Here is a 21,213-nt window from a genome sequence, read left to right on the forward strand (position 1 = left end):
GATGTATAGTTTTACGCTGAATATAACAAGATACATTGTTGGATAATACTGCTAATAGATACGACCTAAATTTTGAATTTATTCAAAGTGAGCTTTCTTTTACCAGAGGATAGCTGTGGGATTTCATCAACATATTCTATTCTAATTTCAGCGTCTTCACCTAAATATTGTTCTAAAATATCTATCATTTTTTCTTCTCGCTTAAACTGTTCATCAATGTTTATTTTTACGCAATACTTCTTCTCATCTTCTTGAATTAATTGAGATTGATTGAATTCAGGAAAATATTCCAATTCATAAACAACTGTTGTTACAATTTGTCCTTTTGTATTATAAATTGCATCCATTCTTCTCCCTTCAACTTTAGAAAATGACGGTGCTCCGTTAAAATACTTCTTATTAATATCCATAACAGCCAAATCTCCGGTGTCATAACGTATTAAAGGCATATTATAGTTAAATAAATCTGTAACAACTACCCTACCTAATGTTCCGTAATTAACGGGTATATCTTTCTCAATATCCAGAATTTCAATATAATAACTCGCCCAATTAATATGATAATTACTTCCTTCATTTTTAATTTGTTGAGATAAGATGCCATTTTCCATGTTAGAATACCTCGATAATATGTCATGTCCAAAATATTTTTTAACAGCATTTTTTGTATTTTCACCTAATGGTTCTGCATTAGCTATCATGGAACTTATATTAGCTTTTAAAGGGGGAGAATTAGTTGCTTCTAAATATTTACATATTTGATCAAAAGAAGATGAATAACCCAGAAAAGCTTTAGTTGCATTTCCACGTGAAAACGCTTTTATAAGTTGAGGAAGCTTTTCATTATTTAAATCATTAACACTTACAGTCTTTACATTCTGTAAAAAACAAATGATTTTTTTTTTCTTGATAAGGTTTCCCCAAGCCCGCATATAAAAAAGCTTATGCCCTATATTATAACCTGCTTTTCTACTAAAATATATAGTATCTGCCCTGTTTCTTTGTTTTTTAATTATGTCTTGACGAACGAGAAATGGTGTTCCAGTTGAACCACTCGTACTAACTTCAAAGCTCTTTTTATGTTTGTGTTTTTTAGATAAGAAATTATCGAACTGTTCTCTTAAAATAAGCTTATTTACAATTGGAAAATCTGTAATAGAATTAAATCCTTTAGTTTTAGAATAAAATGGAACGGTATTTACGGCATGATTAAGTATATTTTCTAAATAATCATTTCTGCGTTTTATAGATTCATAAGTATCAAAATTTTCTAAAATATATTTTATGTCTGTAAAATGTCCTTTTATTTTTCCCCCTTTTAAAAAATCGAGAAACCAAAATGAATAGCACCTGACCTTTTCTAATATTTTCATATTTTGATTTATACAACAAAATAGGCAAAAAACTTAAGAATCCCCTTAAATATCATTGAAATTCGCTTCTCTATTAAACAACTAAATCTAGTTTAATTTTCTATTTTTGTTTAAAACTATTATCACATGATAACATCAGATCAAATTAAAGATCTTAATACCCGCCTAGATAAGCTAAGGCACTATCTTTGACATAGATGCCAAATTAATAGAAATACAAAACGAAGAAGAGCAAACCTTCGACCCAAATTTTTGGAACGATCCAAAAGCTGCAGAAGCTACAATGAAATCGCTTCGTGTGAAGAAAAGATGGGTTCAAGACTACAAAGACCTAAAGACACTTATTGAAGACCTCGAAGTTATTTACGAGTTTTTCAAAGAAGGGGAATCGACACAAGAAGATGTTGAAAACAGATACAATAAAGCATCTACTCTACTCGAAGATATTGAGTTTAGAAATATGCTTTCCGAAGAAGGCGATAGTTTAAGCGCAGTATTACAAATTACCGCAGGTGCTGGAGGTACAGAAAGTTGCGATTGGGCTAGCATGCTTATGCGTATGTATTTAATGTATGCCGAAAAAAGTGGATTTAAAGTTAAAGAGCTAAACTTTCAAGAAGGAGACGTCGCAGGTATCAAAACCGTTACTTTAGAGATTGAAGGCGATTTTGCTTTTGGATGGTTAAAAGGAGAAAATGGCGTACATCGATTGGTACGAATTTCGCCTTTTGATAGTAATGCAAAACGTCACACTAGTTTTGCATCCGTTTATGTTTATCCACTTGTTGATGACACTATTGAAATTGAAATTAACCCCGCTGATATCGAAATTACAACAGCGCGTTCTAGCGGTGCAGGAGGACAAAATGTAAATAAGGTAGAAACCAAAGTACAATTACTTCATAAACCAACAGGTATTCAAATTCAGTGTTCAGAAACACGCTCTCAGCATGATAATAGATCTAGGGCAATGCAAATGCTGAAATCGCAGTTGTACGAAATTGAACTTCAAAAACAAATGTCGCAACGAGAAGATATTGAAGCAGGCAAAATGAAGATTGAATGGGGAAGCCAAATTAGAAATTATGTGATGCATCCTTACAAATTAGTTAAAGATGTAAGAACAGGTCATGAAACAGGCAACGTAGATGCGGTAATGGACGGATATATTGACGAGTTTTTAAAATCGTATTTAATGATGATGGGACAAAAAGTAGAAGACGATAACCAGTTATGAATCAAATAGACACCATTATTTTTGATCTTGGTGGCGTTTTAATCGATTGGAATCCTGAATACTTGTATTTAAAAGTCTTCAATGGCAATCGCGAAAAAATGCAGTGGTTCTTCGATAACATTTGCACTAGCGATTGGAATGAAAACCAAGATGCAGGGTATCCTCTAGCTCAAGCTACAGAGGACAGAGTTTTGCTTTTTCCTGAATATGAAAATGAAATTCGTATGTTTTATGGTCGATGGGTAGAAATGTTAGCTGGAGAAATTATAGGAACTGTGACTATTTTAAAAAAACTAGTTGAGAGTAAAAACTTTAAAGTTGTTGCATTAACCAATTGGAGTGTCGAAACATTCCCTATAGCTCTAGAGCGTTTTGATTTTTTGCAATGGTTTGAAGGCATAGTGGTTTCAGGAGAAGAAAAAACTAGAAAACCCTTCGATGCTATTTTCAATTTAACATTAAACAGATTCAATATAAAGGCTGAAAACTCGATTTTTATTGATGATAATCTCAGAAATATTGAAGCCGCTAAAAAGCTAGGAATTAAGGGTATACAATTTGAATCTCCCGAAAAATTATACAAACAATTACAAACGTTTAATATTTATTTATAATGATAAAAATATACCATAATAATAGATGCCGTAAATCGCGTGCTGGACTTGAAATTGTAGAAAATTCAGGAAAAGAATTCGAAATTATTAAATATTTAGATGAGGTTCCGAGTGTTGCAGAATTAAAAAAAATCATCAATCTACTAAAAATAAAACCTATTGATTTAGTTAGAAAAAATGAGGCTGTATGGAAAGAAAATTTTAAAGGTAAAACCTTGAGCGACAACGATATTGTTAAAGCAATGGTTGAAAATCCAAAGCTTATTGAACGGCCTATTGTTATTAATGGCGATAAAGCAGTTGTTGGGAGACCACCTGAGCTTATTTCTACTATCTTATAACGGTTCTAAACAATTTGCATTAACATAACTTTAACCTAAGACCACTAAACCTTAACGTAAATTTGCTGTCTAAATGTTTAAACATCATTCATGACTCAAAAATACACTCTTCTATTGTTCATTTTCTTTTTATTCACGGGCTTTACTTTTGCGCAAAGAGCTGAAATTAAAGAAGTAAAAATATCAGGAAATGTAATTGATAAAGAGACAAAACTTCCTTTGGAATATGCAACTATCGCATTTTTCAATAAAAATCAAAATAAAATAGTAACTGGTGGAATAACCAATGCGAAAGGCGATTTTAATATTCCGGTCCCAACGGGAACTTATGACATTACCATTGAATACATTTCATTCAAAACCATTACAATACCCAATAAAATTATATCAAAAAATGAAAATTTAGGTGTTTTTTCTTTAGAAATTAATGCTGAAACTTTAGCTGAAGTTGAAATTATTGCAGAAAAAACAACTGTAGAAATAAAGCTAGATAAAAAGATATATAATGTTGGAAAAGATTTAACTGTTAGTGGAGGAAATGTAAGTGATGTCTTAGATAACGTTCCATCCGTTTCAGTAGATGCCGATGGTAATGTTGCCCTAAGAGGTAATGACAATGTGCGTATACTTATAAACGGTAAACCTTCTGGGTTGGTTGGTCTTAATTCTACAGAAGCACTCAAGCAATTGCCCGCAGAAGCTATTGAAAAAGTAGAAGTAATCACCTCACCTTCAGCTAGATATGAAGCCGAAGGAACTGCAGGAATATTAAATATTATTTTACGAAGAAGTAAACTACAAGGCTTAAACGGCTCAGTTACCACTAATATTGGACATCCTGATGCTGCTGGAATATCAGGAAACATAAATTATAGAACTGGTAATATAAATCTATTCAATACAACGTCGTATAGATACCAAGAAACTATAGGAAGATGGTATAACGATGTAAAATATTTTGAGGATAATACACCAGATCTAGATGAAAAACGCGATTGGTTAGATATTAGAAAAGGCATCACCACAAACACAGGTATTGAGTGGTATATAAACGATTCCGCATCATTAACAACTTCTGTGGTTTATCGCGATAATAATTCTGAAAACAACTCTGTTAATAAACTCGTTCAGTTCAATAAAATTACGAATACTACTAGTGAAAGTGAACGAAAAGATCCAGAAAAGGAAGAAGATAAAACCATTCAATATGCTTTAAATTTCACAAAGAACTTCAAGGATAGCGACCATAAATTAACGTTCGACTTTCAATATGAAGATTCAAATGAAGACCTAAATTCCTTAATTTCAATTGATGGTATAGAATCTGAAATAATAACCACACTTGAGAATCAATCTAATATCCTCTTACAATCTGATTATGTTGTACCTATTGGCGAAAAGAGCCAGATTGAACTAGGTTATCGAGGAGATTTCACAACAAGATCTACAGATTTTGAAGTTTCTCTCTTAGATCCAGAATCTGGTAATTTTATAATAAATAACAATCTTACAAATCTCTTTAATTTTAAGCAATACAACACTGCTGTTTACACGCAATTTGGGAGTAAAATTGACAAGTTTTCTTATTTATTGGGGTTAAGGTTCGAAAATACAAGAATTACGCTAGACCAACCTACGACGGGAGATTTTAGCAGAAAAAAAATTAACGGATTATTTCCAACTGTAAATATAAATTATGAAATGAGTGATTCTCAAAGTTTCACCATAGGTTATAACAGAAGGATTAGAAGACCTAGAGGTTTTATGCTTAACCCCTTCCCTTCTCGCTCTAGTATAACCAACGTATTTCAAGGAAATCCAGACTTAAATCCAACCTTCTCAAGTACTTTTGAAATTGGGTATTTAAATAAATTAGATAAACTGACTATTTCTTCATCAATCTATTATTCTCATTCAACAGAAGTTATGACTTTTGCCAGTAGAACAACCGATGAAACTGTTATTGTTGATGGTGAAGAATTTCCAGTTATAGCAAGAGGACCTATTAATTTAGGCGAGGATATACGCTATGGTTTTGAGTTGAATTTAAATTACAGCCCAACAAGAAAATGGCGTGTTAATACCGATTTTAATATTTATAAATTTGAACGCGAAGGCGAATTTAATGGCATTGACTTAAGTGCTAACAACCTGACTTGGAGAGCGAGACTTACAAATAAATTTACCTTACCGTACGATATTGATTGGCAAACAAATATAAATTTTAGAGGGCCTAGTCAAGATGCTCAAAATGATAGAAAAGGTATCATTTCAACTAATTTAGCATTTAGTAAAGATTTTCTTAAAGAAAAAGCGTCTATAGCTTTTAATGTAAGAGACCTTTTTAATACGGCATTTTTTAGCAATGATATTACCGCAGAAACATTTACTGCCTATCAAGAAATTCAATTTAGAGGTGGTCGTACATTCAATCTGGCATTTACTTATAGATTCAACCAAAAGAAAAAGCGCGAGCGCCAAGGTGGATTTGATGGTGGTGATGGCGGTATGGATATGTAAAATAAACCCATAAAAAAAAGGAAGCTAAATTAGCTTCCTTTTTTTTATATCTGTAATTATGTTTTATTCTTGACGCTTAGCCTTCTTCTCTTCTTTAATTTCTTTTAATCTTTCTATTAAAGAACCTCCTATCCAATAAGGAATAACAAAAGTTAATAAAAAAATCATTAACCAAAAACCTATTGTTAAAATAGTTAAAAACGCTAAAAAACCTAAATACTGGTCAAATTCAAACATAATAAATTTTATCTTTTAATAATCTTGTACAAAGATAGTACAAAGCCGTGTGTTATACAATATCAATTTAAAAATTATTAACATGTATTTGTTAATAGTCTGGTTATTCTTTAAAACTCGGCTGAAGCGGATTAAAGTAAATTTTAAACGTACTTAAATTATCATTTGAATATTCTATTTTACCTTGAAGTTGCTCGGTTAAAATAACAATAAGTTGTACTCCAAGAGATTTTGAAGAATTAAAATCATAGTTTTCTGGAAGTCCAGGACCACTATCTGAATATACTAAAACATAAAAATCAGGATCTTTGAGTATTGAAATGTTTAAAGAATTAACAACATCCTCTTTAAAAGCATATTTGTATGAGTTTGTTACTAATTCATTTATAATCAAACCAAGATTAGAAGTAGTATCTCCATCAAATATTAAATTACTGTCAATATTAATAGTCTTATTTAAAGTCAATTCATCAGACTTCACCGTACGTTCTACAAAATTTATTAATTGTTCCAAGTACTCTTTTGTACTTATATCCTTCAGAGAAGAACTTCCGTAAAGTTTTTCATGCACTAGGGCCATAGAATTAATTCTATTTTTACTTTGTTCTAATGCGGTTTTAACTTTAGCATCATTACTCTCATCTTGCTGCAAAGTCAATATTCCAGAAATCATTTGCATATTATTTTTTACCCTATGATGTATTTCCTTAATAAGCGTTTGAATTTTTGATAAATTCTTTTCCAATTCTACATTCTGAATACTAATTTCTTCGTTTGCAATTTTTAAATTTTTATTAAGTCTTTCGTTTTTTGAAAATTGATTATAAATAATTATAACTAAAAAGAAGATGATGAAATACCACAAATAAGCCAAAAATCCAATGGTTTTATTTAAGCTAGGTTTGTGTTTATAAGCACTCCCTACCTTTAATTTTAAATTAAAAACATTAATGTCCGAATAGATATAATCTTCCTCGTTTACATCAAAATTTTTATAATACTCAAAATCTTTGTCCACATTATATATAGGGGAACCATCGAAATAGGCTTCTCTTGTTAAATCTATACTATCTTTAACAATAAACTTGTGCACAAATTCCTCTCTATTACTACCTTCATAAAAATAATCAAGTAAATATTTAGCATTTATAATTGGCGTAAAATATCCTAAGGTATTGTTATTATTGTCTCGTGCTGAAAAATTAAAAGGGAACCCTACCCAACCTTCTCTTAAATTTATTGGTGTAAATAAACTTATATCTTCAGACAACATGAGCTTATTTAATTCGTCTAGTCTTTCATTATCTACAAAATCTTTTACAGAAACGCCTTTTATACCAAGAGGATCTATTTCTTCCGGAGTTATAACATATTTAAAAACATGAGTGGTATCTATATAATTTATTATTATTGAACTGTCAAAATGTATTTCATCTAGCAAATCATTCAAATAAGTTTGAAGTTCAACTTCTGACGGAAACGATGTACTATTTTTGGTATAACTTTTTAACGAAGAAACTAAAGCCGCATAGACATCAATCCCAGCGCGCGCACGTATCATAGCATCGGAATGTGTTTTACTAAGCGTGTCATCAATCTTTTTTCTCTCTAATTCGTAATAAGATGAAATAAATTGATTTAAAAACAACAAACCAATGAGTAAAATTATAGTAATAATAATATGATACTTATTTATTTTCATGAATTAGATTGCTAATTATAGCAAAAGTTAGCCAAATATTAATTCTTCAAAGATAAGCGAATCTTTTAATTTAAAAGTTCATTTATAATTGTTATAACATCCCAAAAATTGTAATTTTGTGTTTGTATTTAATCTTCAAAACATCATGAGTTACAGAATAGAAAAAGACACCATGGGCGAGGTAAAAGTCCCAGCCGATAAACTATGGGGAGCGCAAACGGAACGCTCTAGAAACAATTTTAAAATAGGCCCATCTGCTTCTATGCCTTTAGAAATTGTTTATGGATTTGCATACCTAAAAAAAGCTGCTGCTTATACCAATTGTGAATTAGGAGTACTTCCTATTGAAAAAAGAGATTTAATTGCACAAGTATGTGATGAAATTTTAGAAGGAAAACACGACGATCAATTTCCGTTAGTTATTTGGCAAACGGGTTCTGGAACACAAAGTAACATGAACGTGAATGAGGTTATCGCCAACAGAGCGCATCAAATAGCAGGAAGGGTTATTGGTGAAGGCGAAAAAACCATTCAACCAAATGATGACGTGAATAAATCGCAATCTTCAAATGATACCTTTCCAACAGGCATGCATATTGCAGCTTACAAGAAAATTGTGGAGACAACAATCCCTGGTGTTAAAAAATTACGAAATACACTTAACGAGAAATCTATAGCCTTTAAAAATGTAGTAAAAATAGGTAGAACACACCTTATGGATGCAACTCCTTTAACTTTAGGTCAAGAAATATCGGGTTATGTCGCACAATTAGATCACGGATTAAAAGCGCTTGAAAACACCTTGGCGCATTTAAGTGAACTAGCTCTAGGAGGTACCGCTGTAGGAACCGGTTTAAATACACCAAAAGGTTACAGTAAACGCGTAGCTGAATATATTGCAAAATTTACCGGATTACCATTTGTTACTGCACCTAACAAGTTTGAGGCTTTGGCTGCACATGATGCTTTAGTTGAAACTCATGGCGCTTTAAAACAATTAGCAGTATCCTTAAATAAAATTGCTAACGATATAAGAATGATGGCCTCTGGTCCGCGTTCGGGAATTGGCGAAATAACTATTCCTGCCAATGAACCTGGAAGTTCTATTATGCCTGGAAAAGTAAACCCAACCCAGTGTGAAGCTTTAACCATGGTTTGCGCGCAAGTTATGGGTAATGATGTTGCAGTATCTGTAGGTGGTTTACAAGGTCATTATGAATTAAATGTATTTAAGCCTGTAATGGCGGCGAACGTATTACAATCGGCCCAACTTATTGGTGACGCTTGTGTGAGTTTTGAAGAACATTGCGCCATTGGTATTGAACCAAACCAAGAAGTTATTACCAAATTATTAAACAATTCATTAATGCTGGTAACGGCATTAAATACAAAAATAGGTTACTATAAAGCCGCAGAAATCGCAAACACTGCTCACAAAAATGGTACAACCTTAAAAGAAGAAGCTATTAATTTAGGCTATGTAACTGCCGAAGAATACGATGCTTGGGTAAAACCTGAGGAAATGGTAGGAGGCCTAAAGTAAAATTAAGTTTCAAGAATTATTTAAAAAGACAGGTAAAATTAATTTGCCTGTCTTTTTGGTTGGTTAGCTATTAACTCTTGTAAATTGTAATTTATAAGAAACCATGTAAATATATAACTAACGAAATTATCTTGAATTAACATTTGTTAAATTATTCAAGTTTTTTTCTTATCCTGCTTAATTGCACTGGTGTTATACCCAAATAAGATGCGATATGATACTGTGGTATTAACTCATCAACACCTGGCACTTGCTTTTTTAATTGTAAGTATCTATCGGTAGCATTTAACGAAATCAATTCTACTAGTCGCTTCTCATATGCCATATATACAGTTTCTAAAACTTTAGAATATAACATATTTAACGATTCGTTTTTGTTACATAATGCCATCAATTTGTAATAATCAATTTCATATACCTCGCAATCACTAAGTGATTCAAAAACAAATAACGAAGGCTTTTTTTGAATTAATGCGGCAACGGGTCCTGCAAAACTAATAGGCAAATAAAAACTTTTGTTAAACTCCTTACCAGATTCAGTAATTAAAAAACAACGCAACATACCTGAAACCAGCATGTATACTTTAGAAGGAACTTCACCCAACTTTACAAGCTGTGTGCCTTCTTTAATTGTTTTAAATTCTGTAATGTTTAAAAGCTCTTGAACAAGTTCTTCTGGTATATTACTAAAAGAATTTAAAAACTCATAATGAGATTCATTATAGTTCATATAATATTTGGTTTATAAAAATCTGAATACAAAATATTATCGCATGCAGAAATAACATCAATACAAATGCTAATTCACTTGATTGATTTATTGGTTAGGGTTAATCAAAGATGACAAATTAATAGTATTTCTTTTTAATTTGATTAAAAATTCTATCACTAGCCAATAAAATTGTTTACTTGCATACCTTTATTGATTTTTTAAACCACTTATAATGAAACCTTTATAAAAAATACAAACGTAATAGTTAGTCATTTAGGGCAAAGTGCATTTCATCGAATTTTTAAATTCAAGTAATAATTAACTTTCAATATTCATTTAATTAAGGCTATTTCCGCTTATCTAATTTATTGTGATTAAATTTATAGCTCAATTTCAAATTTTAGAAATTCATGTCGTTATTAATAATTAATATCAAATCACTAATTCAAGTGAGGAACCAGAATGTTTTAAAAGTTTCTGGCGAAGAAATGAAACATTTACCAACTATTGAAAATGCTTTCCTTTACATTGAAAATGATAAAATTGTTGATTATGGCAATATGGAAAACTGTAAAAATATTAAAGTTTCAAAAACCATTGATGCGTCGGGTAAAATAGTAATGCCCACTTGGTGTGACTCACATACGCATATTGTATATGCAGGAAATAGAGAACAAGAATTTGTAGACAGAATTAAAGGATTAAGTTACACCGAAATTGCCAACCGTGGTGGTGGTATATTAAACTCTGCTAAAACGCTGCAAAATACTAGTGAAGACGATTTATACCAACAATCTATACAACGAATTAAAAATGTAATAAAATTAGGAACTGGAGCATTAGAAATAAAATCTGGTTACGGATTAACAGTGGAATCTGAGCTTAAAATGCTGCGGGTTATAAAACGGATAAAAGAACATTATCCACTTAAAATTAAAGCAACTTTTCTAGGAGCACATGCCTTTCCTGAATCATATTTAAAAGACAAACAAGGCTATATTGATTTAATTATCAATAAAATGCTGCCTAAAATTGCCAATGAAAATTTAGCAGACTTTATAGATGTTTTTTGTGAAAAGGGATATTTTTCTTTAGACGACACCGATGCTATTTTAACAGCTGGTAAGCAATATGGATTAATTCTGAAAATACATGTCAATCAATTTAATGCCTTTGGCGGAGTCGCACTTGGAGTTAAACACAATGCATTATCTGTAGATCATTTAGAAGAATTAAACCAAGACGATATAGATGCCTTAAAAGGCAGTGATACTATGCCTGTAGCACTTCCCTCCTGCTCGTATTTTTTAAGTATTCCATATACACCAGCAAGACAAATTATTGATTCTGGTCTGCCGTTAGCTTTGGCTACCGATTACAACCCAGGTTCAACACCAAGTGGGAATATGAATTTTGTAGTAAGTACGGCTTGTATTAAAATGAAAATGACACCAGAAGAAGCCATAAATGCTGCTACTATAAATGGCGCGTATGCCATGGGTATTTCTAACGAATACGGCAGTATTACCAAAGGCAAAATTGCCAATTTAATAATTACCAAACCAGTACCTAGTTATAATTATTTACCATATTCATTTGGTGAAAACAATATTGAAACCGTGATTATTAACGGCGAAGTTATAACATAAAAAAACCTCAAACTAAAGTTCGAGGTTTTTAATTTTAAGTGTTATAATAGATTTACTTTAAAGTAAATTCTGAACTAGATACTAAATCTTTTTCATTAAATATGTTTACAATATAACGCCCTTTTTCAAAGTCGCTTTTAGAAGTTACAAACTCACAAACATTAAGGCTTGTACTTTCGTAATTAAATTTACTAATTGTACTGTAGTTTAAAGTTTTTTCACCAAAAGTAACTTGCTCATTTAAACCTAAAGTATTGTTTTTAGGGTCGATAACTTGAACATATAATTCTTGATCTCCTGGTTGAACTAAAGTATTCTTAGCAACCGTAAAACAAACTCTAATTTTATCTGTTCTTCCAGCTCTTTCTGTTGGAATTAATTTTCCAGAGGTTCTTTCAATAACTCCAAATCCTTTTAATCCAACTGTATTCAATATTGAAGCGTTTTCAACCACTTCAGCTAAAGCATTGTTTTGTACTAATAAAGAATCTGTAAAAATAGTACGCTCTTCTAAACGAACACGAGTACTGTCTAAAGACGTAGCTAAATACGAATTCTCAACTCTCAATGAATCGTTTTGAGCTAACAATACATCCATTTCTTTTTGTAAAGCTTGGTACTTGCTCTTGTATCTCCACAAACTTTTAACGTTAGTTTCAGAAATTTTTAAAGAGTCAATTAATCCTTGAATTCTAGCTCTTGCTTCAATTAAATTTGAGTTAGCCACTTCGTTTTCACCAATAGCATCATCATATTGTTTTGCCATTGCGTTTAAATCATTCATTACTAATTGCTTCTCTGCTGTAAGCTCGTTTTGAACTTTCTTACTACTACTGTATAAATTCATAGTATAAAATCCAGTTGCTAAAAATAAAACTAGTGCAATACCTAATCCTACTTTAAGTCCAGTGTTACTTTTGTTGCCTTCCATAATTATTTGTTTTTAATGTTTGTTAAGGTTAATTTAATTTTTGTTTTATTTAATTGTTTGTTTTAATAATATAAATAAATAATGATGTATTTTTAATAATCAAAATTTATTTATTTTATGGATAAACTAGTATTATTTAACAATATTACGCGAAATAAATTATTAAACAAGCGATCTGGTGAATCCAAATTTGGCCAACACGTTCAAATATTAACCAATTTCAATAACATATACGTTCAACTTAAAAGTTTAGATGTTGCTTATGTAATTTTAGGCCTACCAGAGGATGTTGGTGTATTTGCAAATCACGGTAAAACAGGAACTGCAAAGGCTTGGAACGCAACCCTTAAAGTTTTGTTAAACATTCAAAGCAATGAGTTTACAAGGGCTAACAAGGTTTTAATATTGGGGCATTTAGACTTCCATGAAGAGCAACTAGAGCTTTCAAAATTAAATTCTACCAAAAAAAAAGATGTTTTAAAGGCCCGAGAAATAGTTGCAAAAATTGACGATTTTGTTACACATGTGGTGCATCAAATTATAAAAGCTGGTAAAAAACCGATTATAATTGGTGGTGGACATAATAATGCATACGGAAATATAAAAGGATCTTCTTTAGCCTTCGGAAAACCAATTAATGCTATTAATATAGATGCACATTCTGATTTTAGAGATGAAGAAGGCAGGCACAGTGGAAACGGATTTAGTTATGCTTACACGGAAGGGTTCTTAGGCAAGTATTTTATTTTTGGATTACATGAAAACTATACTTCAAATAAGATTTTTAAAGTGTTGAATGATTTAAAATCAATTGAATATAACACATTCGATGCTTTGGAAATTAGAAACGAACTGAAATACAAAAGAGAACTGGAACGGGCCTTATTACATGTTTCTGAAGGTTTATTTGGAATTGAAATTGACTGTGATGCTATTGAAAACATGCCGAGTAGCGCTATGACACCAAGTGGTTTCAGTGTCACTAAAACAAGAAAATTATTGAGCCATTTTGCAAAGCATGAACATGCCATATATTTGCATATTTGTGAAGCTTCTCCATCTAAAAAATCGGCTTTACAAGTAGGTAAGTTAATCACCTATTTAATTACAGATTTTATTAAAGCTAATGACAATTAATATTATTCATTTTGAACCCCAATATTCAAAAAAATTCTATGAGCTAAACAGAGAATGGTTAGAAACCTTTTTTGTGGTAGAACCTTATGATGAAGAGGTGCTAAGTAAGCCCCAAAAGTATATTATAGACAAAGGCGGGCATATTTTTTTCGCAAAACTAGACGATGCAATTGTTGGCACCGTAGCATTAATGCGAATGAACAATTCAAAAGAATTTGAATTAACAAAAATGGCTGTTTCTCCAAATTATCGCGGTAAAAAAATCGGACAACAAATGATGCAATATTGTATTGATTTTGCCAAAGAAAGTCAAATTCCAAAACTTATAATTTATTCTAACAGGAAGTTAGAAAATGCAATCTATATCTACAAAAAGTATGATTTTATTGAAATCCCTATTGAACCCAATAGTCCATATATTCGAAGTGATATTAAAATGGAAAATGTGATATAAAAAAAGCACTCCTAAAGGGAGTGCTTCTTCAATTTCAAGGAAGTTCTTTAACTAAGCCACAACACTAAGTTTTTCTTTTATTTTTGTTTTAGAAGTTGTTTTTACCTCAAATTGATTCGACGTATTCTTTGTCCCACCTGCTTTTAAAGCCTTTTCTCCAGCAAAAAATGTTTTGTGGTCATCCCCTAGATCAGATCCAGCCATTCTTTGATGTTTTACACAAGAAACACCTTTGCGAATTTCTTGTCTTTGAACTTCTTTTACGTAGGCGAGCATACCATCTTCACCAAAATAACCTTCTGTTAAATCACTCATATGCAACGCGGTTGTATGATATGTTGGTAATGTTATCAAATGATGAAAAATACCAGCATCTCGCGCTCCATCGTTCTGGAAGGATTTAATCTTTCGGTCTGCGCGAAAACTTAATTCTGAATTGTCGTATTCGGCATCCATTAAATTATTTCTATCATAAGCTGTCATATTTTCGCCCTCTGCAAGCATTTCATGATACGCTTGATTTCGGAAATTTAAAGTCCAGTTAAACGATGGCGAGTTGTTATAAACCAATTTTGCATTTGGTACAACTTCTCTTATTCGATTTACCATATGTGCAATTTGTTTTACATCTGGCGTTGGAGTTTCAATCCATAATAGGTCTGCACCATTTTGCAGACTTGTAACACAATCTAAAACCACACGATCTATATTAGAGCCATCTTTAAATTTGTACAACCCATTAGGTAATCTAACTGGTCGCACTAATTTACCATCCCTTTTAAGTAGAACATCATCTTCTCGAGCATCATTTATTCCTATTTCTTCTGCTTCAACAAAAGCCAAATACTGTGAAGCTAAATCTCCAGGTTCTTGACTAACCGGAAGTTTCTGTGTAAGACCTGCACCTTCCGAATCTGTTCGAGCAACTATAACACCATCTTCAACACCTAACTCTAAAAAGGCGTATCTAACTGCATTTAATTTTGCAATAAAATCTTCGTGAGGCACGGTTACCTTACCATCTTGATGCCCACATTGTTTCGCATCAGATACTTGATTTTCAATTTGAATAGCACAAGCCCCAGCCTGAATCATTTTTTTGGCAAGTAAGTAAGTGGCTTCCTCATTTCCAAAACCTGCATCAATATCTGCGATTATAGGAACTATATGTGTTTCAAAATTATCTATTAGGTCTTGTACATCTTCTCCTTGCTCTAATCTTCGAAATAAATCATTCAACTCGATAGCATCAGCTTGTCTTAAAAAATCATAGATTTCTTCAATTAAGCTCGGAACTGCCGTTTTTTCATGCATTGATTGATCTGGCAATGGACCGAATTCAGAACGTAATGCCGCAACCATCCAACCAGATAGATACAAATATCTCTTGCTAGTGGTTTTATGATGCTTTTTTACAGCAATCATATTTTGTTGCGCCACAAACCCATGCCAGCATCCTAATGACTGTGTATAGTTTGAAGAATCGGCATCATAAGCTGCCATGTCTGCTCTCATAATTGCGGCATTATACTTGGCAATATCTAATCCCGTTTTAAAACGGTTTTGTGCAACCATTCTCGCTGCATTTTCTGGGTTTATTGCATCCCATGTATTTCCATACTTTTCTTTAAGATTTCTTACAGTTTGTAATGCAGAACTGTAATTTGATTGTGCTAAATTTTTCATAATTTTGCGATACGTTATTTAATATTAATAATGAGATCCTGTTGATTGTTCCAGCAATCGCAGGATTGTTTTTTTTTAAATGTGTAGGTAAGCCGGAAGCGTTAGAAACTCCTCAAAATCTTCAGCAGTAACTAGTTTTTTAAATAAATTAATAGCCAGTTTAAACTTGGTGTTTTGTATTCGGTCTCCGCCTACTTCTTTAATGATTTTTTCTATTTCATCATCAAATATTTCAGCAAACAGGGCATCGTTAAATGTTCGTCCATCTTCTAATTTAACTTCGTTTTTTAACCATTGCCAGACTTGGGTTCTAGAAATTTCGGCAGTTGCGGCATCTTCCATTAAATTATAAAGCGCAACAGCGCCATAGCCTCGCAACCAAGCTTCTGTGTATAAAATACCAACATTAATGTTTTTTCTAATACCAGCTTCTGTTACCGTTCCTAATGGTAATTCAACCAAATCTTCTTTATCAATTTTTACATCATCTCTCGAAATATGCAACTGGTTTGGGGTTTTCATATACTTATTAAATTCTTGAATTGCCACAGGAACTAAATCGGGGTGTGCCACCCAAGTTCCATCATGACCATTTTTTACTTCTCGCTCTTTGTCTTTTCGTACTTTTTCTAAAGCAATGGTATTAGCCTGTTCGTTGTTTTTTATAGGAATCTGAGCCGCCATACCACCTATGGCAAGAATACCTCTTTTATGGCAACGTTGAATTACTAGTTTTGAATAAGCTTCCATGAAAGGCGTTGTCATAGTAACTTGATCTCGATTAGGCACTACAAAATTGTCGTGATTTCTAAATTTTTTGATGTATGAGAAAATATAATCCCAACGGCCACAATTCAATCCTACAATATGATCTTTTAACTCATAAATAATTTCATCCAACTGAAAACTTGCAGTAATAGTTTCTATCAACACCGTAGCTTTAAAAGTGCCCTGAGGAACTTCTAGATATTCTTGAGCGAATTCAAAAACTTCATTCCACCAACGTGCCTCTAAATAGTGCTCTAGCTTAGGAAGGTAAAAATAAGGCGCCGTATTATTTTCTAACATGATTTTTGTGTTATGAAATACATATAAACCAAAATCAACTAAGCTCCCCGATGCTTCTTCATTATTTATAATTATATGTCTCTCATTTAAGTGTAAACCCCTAGGACGCACAATTAAAACCGCAGTTTCAGGATTTAATTCATAATTTTTACCACGCTTTAAATCTTGTAATGATATTGTTTTTTTATTAGCGTCTAAAAGATTTTGCTGACCTTCAATTGTATTTTCCCAAGTTGGAGAGTTACTATCCTCGAGATCTGCCATAAAGGTTTTAGCACCAGAATTAAGAGCATTAATAATCATTTTTCTATCAACAGGCCCCGTAATCTCAACACGTCTGTCTTGTAAGTCATGAGGTATATTACCTGCAACCCAGTCACCTTCTCTTACGGTTTTCGTTTCTGATGGAAAATCTGGAAAGTGTCCTTCATCAAAAAATGTCTGCGTAATTTTCCTCTTTTCTAATAATTCTAAACGGACCGAATTAAACTTTTCATGTAAAGCGGTTAAAAATTCGAAGGCTTCATCAGTTAAAATTACAGGATAATAATTCCTTACTTCTTTAGAAAACTGAATTTTGGTTTGTTTCAATACTGTATTTTCCATGACTTAAATATTTTGTTGGAACAATATTAAAACAAAAAAATGTAAAAAACAAGCGAACGTTCGCTAAAAATTTATATTCGCAATTTACATATATTCGCAAAAAAGCATATATTTGTAATTATGGAAGAAGATTATATTAAACTTATTTTTGGCTTAAAGCTAAAGCAGATAAGGACTGACAGAAATTTATCGCTATTTGGATTATCAAAACTTTCGGGTCTATCAAAATCTTATTTAAACGAAATAGAAAAAGGAAAAAAATATCCCAAACCAGATAAAATTTCTATACTATCTGAAAAATTAGACATCCCATATGATGATATGGTCTCGCTAAAATTGGATAAAAACCTTGCACCTATTGGGGAAATTCTTCAATCAAAAATCTTAAAGGAAATTCCATTAGAATTATTTGGTATTAAAGAAAGTAACCTTATTGATATCATTGCAAACGCACCTGCCAAGGTAAATGCATTTATAAGTACTGTTATAGAAATTGCAGAACATTACAGTTTTAGTAAAGAGAGTTTTTATTTAGCATCTGTTCGAACTTTCCAGCAAGCAAACAACAATTACTTTGATAATTTAGAACAAGAAGTTGTCAAATTCGCTAAAGCTTATCAAATCGATTTAACAAAACCCATTCAATCGAACGAACTGGAGGAAATATTAGTAGAGGAGTTTGGCTATACAATTAATAATAAGGATTTAGAGAAACATAAAGAGCTCGACGCTTTGCGCTCAATTTTTATTTCAAAATCGAAAACCTTACTTCTAGCTAACCATATAGATGAAGCGCAACGCACCTTTATTTATGCCAAAGAACTCGCCTACAATCATCTTAAATTTAAAGAACGATTATATACATTTTCGTGGATTAAATTTGATAATTTTGATCAAGTATTAAATAATTTTTTCGCTTCTTATTTTGCCGGAGCTTTAATTATTCCTAAAACAACTTTAACAGAACAGTTGACAAATCTATTTAACAAAAATCGTTTTGATGAATCGCTTTTTGTTAAAATGATTAAATCATTTAATGCGTCGCCAGAATCGTTTTACCAGCGTTTAACTAATATTTTACCTAAGGAATTTAATATTCAAAATTTATTCTTTTTACGATTTACTCATCGCGCAGGAAGCGAGCGATTTTATTTAAATAAGGAATTACATTTATCCCACCAGCATTCTCCGCATGCTAATGAAACTAATGAGCATTACTGTAGACGCTGGGTTTCACTTAAGGTTTTAAATGAAATTAGTAATACTAAAAAGGACCATGTAGTTGACATTCAAATATCACATTATCCTAACGACGATATGCAATATTTAGTTTTATCATCGGCTACAAAAGATCCTTTTAAAGAAAGCCATTATCGAAGTATTAGCGTTGGCTTACTAATTAATAAGCAACTAAAAAATAAACTTTCGTTTTTAGAAGATAAAAAAATCGTGGCTCAAAAAGTGGGTGTAACTTGCGAACGTTGTACTATTTCTGATTGCGAAGTTAGGCAAGTTCCTCCTACCATTTTAGATCGTAGCAGAAAAAACAAAAAAATAGAAAATGTGGTGAATGAATTAATGCAGAAATTTAGTTAAACTAGTTTACGGACGCTTTTAAAGAATCCAATTGTTTTTGCATTTTTTCAATTAATGCAGCTTTATCATCTGCTTCAGGAACTGCTTTTATAGAATCTGTGGGTTGCACAACAGCATCTATAGTTTTGGTTTCTTCAACAAAATAATAGCCTATTTTCTCACTAGCTCTCCAAGCTTCGTTTAACTGGTCGTATACGGTTTTATCCCATTGGCTCGGGTGCTTTACATCAATCCAAACCACATCTCTATATTCACTGTCAATCAATACTAAATCTGGTGTTGCTGAACCATCAAATTGTCCCGCATTTTTTTCGCTTATTGCAGAAATTGTTCCTAAAAAAAACATACGCTTTCTACCTGCAATATTTTTAATATAAGGCCTGAATTCTACAGGGGTGTTTGCTGTCCAATCGATTTCTTTTTTTGATTCTTTCACTTTTTGTGGCATTGCAGATACGCCCGCATAACCTTGTTTTTTTGAAGCATGATCGTAAAAGTACATTTTGTCTGTTCCATCTGCAGGAATAAAAACACTATAACTCAAGCTGGTACGCTCATTACCTACTGGCTCTAAACCAAACCAATGATATAAACCATTGTATGCATCAGAATCGGTGTCTGAAAAATCAAAATCTGTAACATAAGGTTGTTGGTTTTGATCTTTAGGCATTTCAGGAATTTTAACTGCTGTTAACATATTCCATGGTAACGGATCACTGAACCCACCTAAAAACTTCAACGATTCTGCTTGAAGCTGTGATACTTTTTCGGATAAGATATTCTGACCTATTAAATATGGATAGTTTTTCATTTCCTCAGGACTTATATAAGTACCTTTTCCAATTAAAATACGCTCTATATAATCATTAAAATCGTGTTCTCCACTATCAATTACCATAACACCGCCAAACGTTGGGTATGGGAACAAAAATCCTTTCCATTTTATTAAACTTACAACTTCTACCCATTTACCTGTATCATTTTTCATATAATAAGTGTCACCAGGTTCTAACATAAACAATTGAAAAAAGTTAAAACGCTGCACAACGGCATTGTACGTGTTTCTGCTAAATTTTAATGATTCGCCTATTGAAAAAGTAACAGGAATTCTATTCTCATTAGAAAAACGAGGAAAAGGCGATGTGCTTGATACTGCAAAAACTTCTTCTGTGTTATCACTTATTTGTTGAAACGTATAATTTTCAGAAGGTTGGATGGCCATCGTCCATTTATTCTCATCATCAACACGCACTAAATGTGGTAAGGACACATCTTTGGTTTCACCAACACTTTCATTTGCCATGGTAAAAATATTTTGTAATGGCTGAATGCGTTCATTTTGAGTTAATGGTAATTCATTTATTTCAACTCTATTTAAATGGTTAAAAACATTATATGTTTTCATGTAATCGTACATTTTGAAATGCCACCCAACCACATATAAAACCCCAAAAAACAAAACTAATAAGGCCAAAATACCTAATCTACCGCCAGTACTAGCAGATTTTCTGAATTTTCGAAGACCGAAAAACAAAACAACGCCGCTTAATAAAATGATGAAAATGAATTTTCTTAAAAATAATAATGCAGGTTGATAATCGTCTCTTAAAACAAACAACGCAACAAGTAAAATAAAGCCAACAATAATGGTAACTATTTTTTGCTTTTTCCCTTTATTCCAGTAATTCTTTATCATTTCTTAGTTTTTAGTTTTCACCATGTTTTTTAACATGATTTATTGATAATACCATGGCAATTATCATTAAGATGGGAGTTAGAGAAGTCTTAATCCGTTTTTCCAATTTAA

Annotated in this window: 17 protein-coding genes; 9 read left to right on the plus strand and 8 right to left on the minus strand. The window is 32.0% G+C overall.

The window, feature by feature from the left end; genetic code table 11:
- Nucleotides 1-65: 65 nt before the first annotated feature.
- Nucleotides 66-1,373, minus strand: a complete 1,308-nt coding sequence (locus O5O44_RS09920) for a phenylacetate--CoA ligase family protein (protein WP_289194213.1) — start codon at nt 1,371-1,373, stop codon at nt 66-68.
- 126 nt (nt 1,374-1,499) lie between these two features.
- Between O5O44_RS09920 and prfB the strand changes: the two genes are divergently transcribed.
- From prfB to O5O44_RS09940, 4 genes are all read left to right on the plus strand, one after another.
- A protein-coding gene (prfB, locus tag O5O44_RS09925; RefSeq protein ID WP_289194214.1) for a peptide chain release factor 2 occupies nt 1,500-2,610 on the plus strand; the annotation gives its coding sequence in 2 pieces (ribosomal slippage) (nt 1,500-1,562 and nt 1,564-2,610; 1,110 coding nt in all).
- Nucleotides 2,607-3,224, plus strand: coding sequence for an HAD family hydrolase (locus O5O44_RS09930; protein ID WP_289194215.1), 618 nt, complete (start codon nt 2,607-2,609; stop codon nt 3,222-3,224). Before prfB ends, O5O44_RS09930 begins: the two co-directional genes overlap by 4 nt.
- Nucleotides 3,224-3,565: an arsenate reductase (glutaredoxin) gene (gene arsC / locus O5O44_RS09935; RefSeq protein ID WP_289194216.1), complete on the plus strand. Its 342-nt coding sequence runs from the start codon at nt 3,224-3,226 to the stop codon at nt 3,563-3,565. The genes O5O44_RS09930 and arsC overlap by 1 nt, the downstream gene beginning before the upstream one ends.
- A 90-nt stretch (nt 3,566-3,655) precedes the next feature.
- The gene (locus O5O44_RS09940; RefSeq protein ID WP_289194217.1) at nt 3,656-6,085 is read left to right on the plus strand and encodes a TonB-dependent receptor; all 2,430 of its coding nucleotides are present in this window, start codon (nt 3,656-3,658) and stop codon (nt 6,083-6,085) included.
- Between the two features lie 63 nt (nt 6,086-6,148).
- Here O5O44_RS09940 and O5O44_RS09945 read toward each other — a convergent pair whose 3' ends face one another.
- Nucleotides 6,149-6,322 (minus strand): hypothetical protein, encoded by a 174-nt coding sequence (locus O5O44_RS09945; protein ID WP_019387423.1) that lies wholly within the window; start codon nt 6,320-6,322, stop codon nt 6,149-6,151.
- 103 nt (nt 6,323-6,425) lie between these two features.
- Nucleotides 6,426-8,024 carry a sensor histidine kinase gene (locus O5O44_RS09950; RefSeq protein WP_289194218.1) on the minus strand — a complete coding sequence of 533 codons (1,599 nt, stop codon included), beginning with the start codon at nt 8,022-8,024 and terminating at the stop codon, nt 6,426-6,428.
- A gap of 145 nt (nt 8,025-8,169) precedes the next feature.
- Here O5O44_RS09950 and fumC point away from each other — a divergent pair, with 145 nt between their 5' ends.
- Nucleotides 8,170-9,567 carry a class II fumarate hydratase gene (gene fumC / locus O5O44_RS09955; RefSeq protein ID WP_289194219.1) on the plus strand — a complete coding sequence of 466 codons (1,398 nt, stop codon included), beginning with the start codon at nt 8,170-8,172 and terminating at the stop codon, nt 9,565-9,567.
- A 151-nt stretch (nt 9,568-9,718) separates the two neighbouring features.
- On the opposite strand, the gene O5O44_RS09960 is transcribed toward fumC, so the two are convergent.
- On the minus strand, nt 9,719-10,297 hold the full coding sequence (locus tag O5O44_RS09960) for a Crp/Fnr family transcriptional regulator (RefSeq protein WP_289194220.1): 579 nt from the start codon (nt 10,295-10,297) through the stop codon (nt 9,719-9,721).
- A 392-nt stretch (nt 10,298-10,689) separates the two neighbouring features.
- Between O5O44_RS09960 and hutI the strand changes: the two genes are divergently transcribed.
- A complete protein-coding gene (gene hutI, locus O5O44_RS09965; RefSeq protein WP_289194221.1) occupies nt 10,690-11,928 on the plus strand; it encodes an imidazolonepropionase in 1,239 nt (412 codons plus the stop codon).
- A gap of 52 nt (nt 11,929-11,980) precedes the next feature.
- Here hutI and O5O44_RS09970 read toward each other — a convergent pair whose 3' ends face one another.
- A complete protein-coding gene (locus O5O44_RS09970) occupies nt 11,981-12,859 on the minus strand; it encodes a DUF8428 domain-containing protein (RefSeq protein WP_019387428.1) in 879 nt (292 codons plus the stop codon).
- Nucleotides 12,860-12,976: 117 nt separating this feature from the next.
- Here O5O44_RS09970 and O5O44_RS09975 point away from each other — a divergent pair, with 117 nt between their 5' ends.
- Both O5O44_RS09975 and O5O44_RS09980 read left to right on the plus strand, forming a co-directional pair.
- Nucleotides 12,977-13,996 (plus strand): formimidoylglutamase, encoded by a 1,020-nt coding sequence (locus O5O44_RS09975; protein ID WP_289194222.1) that lies wholly within the window; start codon nt 12,977-12,979, stop codon nt 13,994-13,996.
- Nucleotides 13,986-14,450, plus strand: a complete 465-nt coding sequence (locus tag O5O44_RS09980; RefSeq protein ID WP_289194223.1) for a GNAT family N-acetyltransferase — start codon at nt 13,986-13,988, stop codon at nt 14,448-14,450. The genes O5O44_RS09975 and O5O44_RS09980 overlap by 11 nt, the downstream gene beginning before the upstream one ends.
- A gap of 51 nt (nt 14,451-14,501) precedes the next feature.
- On the opposite strand, the gene O5O44_RS09985 is transcribed toward O5O44_RS09980, so the two are convergent.
- A complete protein-coding gene (locus O5O44_RS09985) occupies nt 14,502-16,136 on the minus strand; it encodes an isocitrate lyase (RefSeq protein ID WP_289194224.1) in 1,635 nt (544 codons plus the stop codon).
- A gap of 75 nt (nt 16,137-16,211) precedes the next feature.
- On the minus strand, nt 16,212-17,810 hold the full coding sequence (aceB, locus tag O5O44_RS09990) for a malate synthase A (RefSeq protein ID WP_289194225.1): 1,599 nt from the start codon (nt 17,808-17,810) through the stop codon (nt 16,212-16,214).
- Nucleotides 17,811-17,930: 120 nt separating this feature from the next.
- Here aceB and O5O44_RS09995 point away from each other — a divergent pair, with 120 nt between their 5' ends.
- On the plus strand, nt 17,931-19,406 hold the full coding sequence (locus O5O44_RS09995; RefSeq protein WP_289194226.1) for a helix-turn-helix domain-containing protein: 1,476 nt from the start codon (nt 17,931-17,933) through the stop codon (nt 19,404-19,406).
- A 1-nt stretch (nt 19,407) separates the two neighbouring features.
- Here O5O44_RS09995 and O5O44_RS10000 read toward each other — a convergent pair whose 3' ends face one another.
- Entirely contained in the window at nt 19,408-21,102 is a 1,695-nt protein-coding gene (locus O5O44_RS10000; RefSeq protein ID WP_289194227.1) for a UbiA prenyltransferase family protein, read from the minus strand.
- Between the last annotated feature and the right edge of the window lie 111 nt (nt 21,103-21,213).

It is taken from the genome of Algibacter luteus (assembly GCF_030344935.1).
Taxonomy (GTDB): Bacteria; Bacteroidota; Bacteroidia; order Flavobacteriales; family Flavobacteriaceae; genus Arenitalea; species Arenitalea lutea.

What these genes read in the sequence shown, in the direction of transcription:
- O5O44_RS09995 (WP_289194226.1), top strand. Translation starts at nt 17,931, where the DNA reads ATGGAAGAAGATTATATTAAACTTATTTTTGGCTTAAAGCTAAAGCAG.
- O5O44_RS10000 (WP_289194227.1), bottom strand. Translation starts at nt 21,102, where the DNA reads ATGATAAAGAATTACTGGAATAAAGGGAAAAAGCAAAAAATAGTTACC.
- O5O44_RS09950 (WP_289194218.1), bottom strand. Translation starts at nt 8,024, where the DNA reads ATGAAAATAAATAAGTATCATATTATTATTACTATAATTTTACTCATT.
- O5O44_RS09980 (WP_289194223.1), top strand. Translation starts at nt 13,986, where the DNA reads ATGACAATTAATATTATTCATTTTGAACCCCAATATTCAAAAAAATTC.
- hutI (WP_289194221.1), top strand. Translation starts at nt 10,690, where the DNA reads ATGTCGTTATTAATAATTAATATCAAATCACTAATTCAAGTGAGGAAC.
- O5O44_RS09970 (WP_019387428.1), bottom strand. Translation starts at nt 12,859, where the DNA reads ATGGAAGGCAACAAAAGTAACACTGGACTTAAAGTAGGATTAGGTATT.
- O5O44_RS09920 (WP_289194213.1), bottom strand. Translation starts at nt 1,373, where the DNA reads ATGAAAATATTAGAAAAGGTCAGGTGCTATTCATTTTGGTTTCTCGAT.
- O5O44_RS09930 (WP_289194215.1), top strand. Translation starts at nt 2,607, where the DNA reads ATGAATCAAATAGACACCATTATTTTTGATCTTGGTGGCGTTTTAATC.
- arsC (WP_289194216.1), top strand. Translation starts at nt 3,224, where the DNA reads ATGATAAAAATATACCATAATAATAGATGCCGTAAATCGCGTGCTGGA.
- O5O44_RS09960 (WP_289194220.1), bottom strand. Translation starts at nt 10,297, where the DNA reads ATGAACTATAATGAATCTCATTATGAGTTTTTAAATTCTTTTAGTAAT.
- aceB (WP_289194225.1), bottom strand. Translation starts at nt 17,810, where the DNA reads ATGGAAAATACAGTATTGAAACAAACCAAAATTCAGTTTTCTAAAGAA.
- O5O44_RS09975 (WP_289194222.1), top strand. Translation starts at nt 12,977, where the DNA reads ATGGATAAACTAGTATTATTTAACAATATTACGCGAAATAAATTATTA.
- O5O44_RS09945 (WP_019387423.1), bottom strand. Translation starts at nt 6,322, where the DNA reads ATGTTTGAATTTGACCAGTATTTAGGTTTTTTAGCGTTTTTAACTATT.
- O5O44_RS09940 (WP_289194217.1), top strand. Translation starts at nt 3,656, where the DNA reads ATGACTCAAAAATACACTCTTCTATTGTTCATTTTCTTTTTATTCACG.
- fumC (WP_289194219.1), top strand. Translation starts at nt 8,170, where the DNA reads ATGAGTTACAGAATAGAAAAAGACACCATGGGCGAGGTAAAAGTCCCA.
- O5O44_RS09985 (WP_289194224.1), bottom strand. Translation starts at nt 16,136, where the DNA reads ATGAAAAATTTAGCACAATCAAATTACAGTTCTGCATTACAAACTGTA.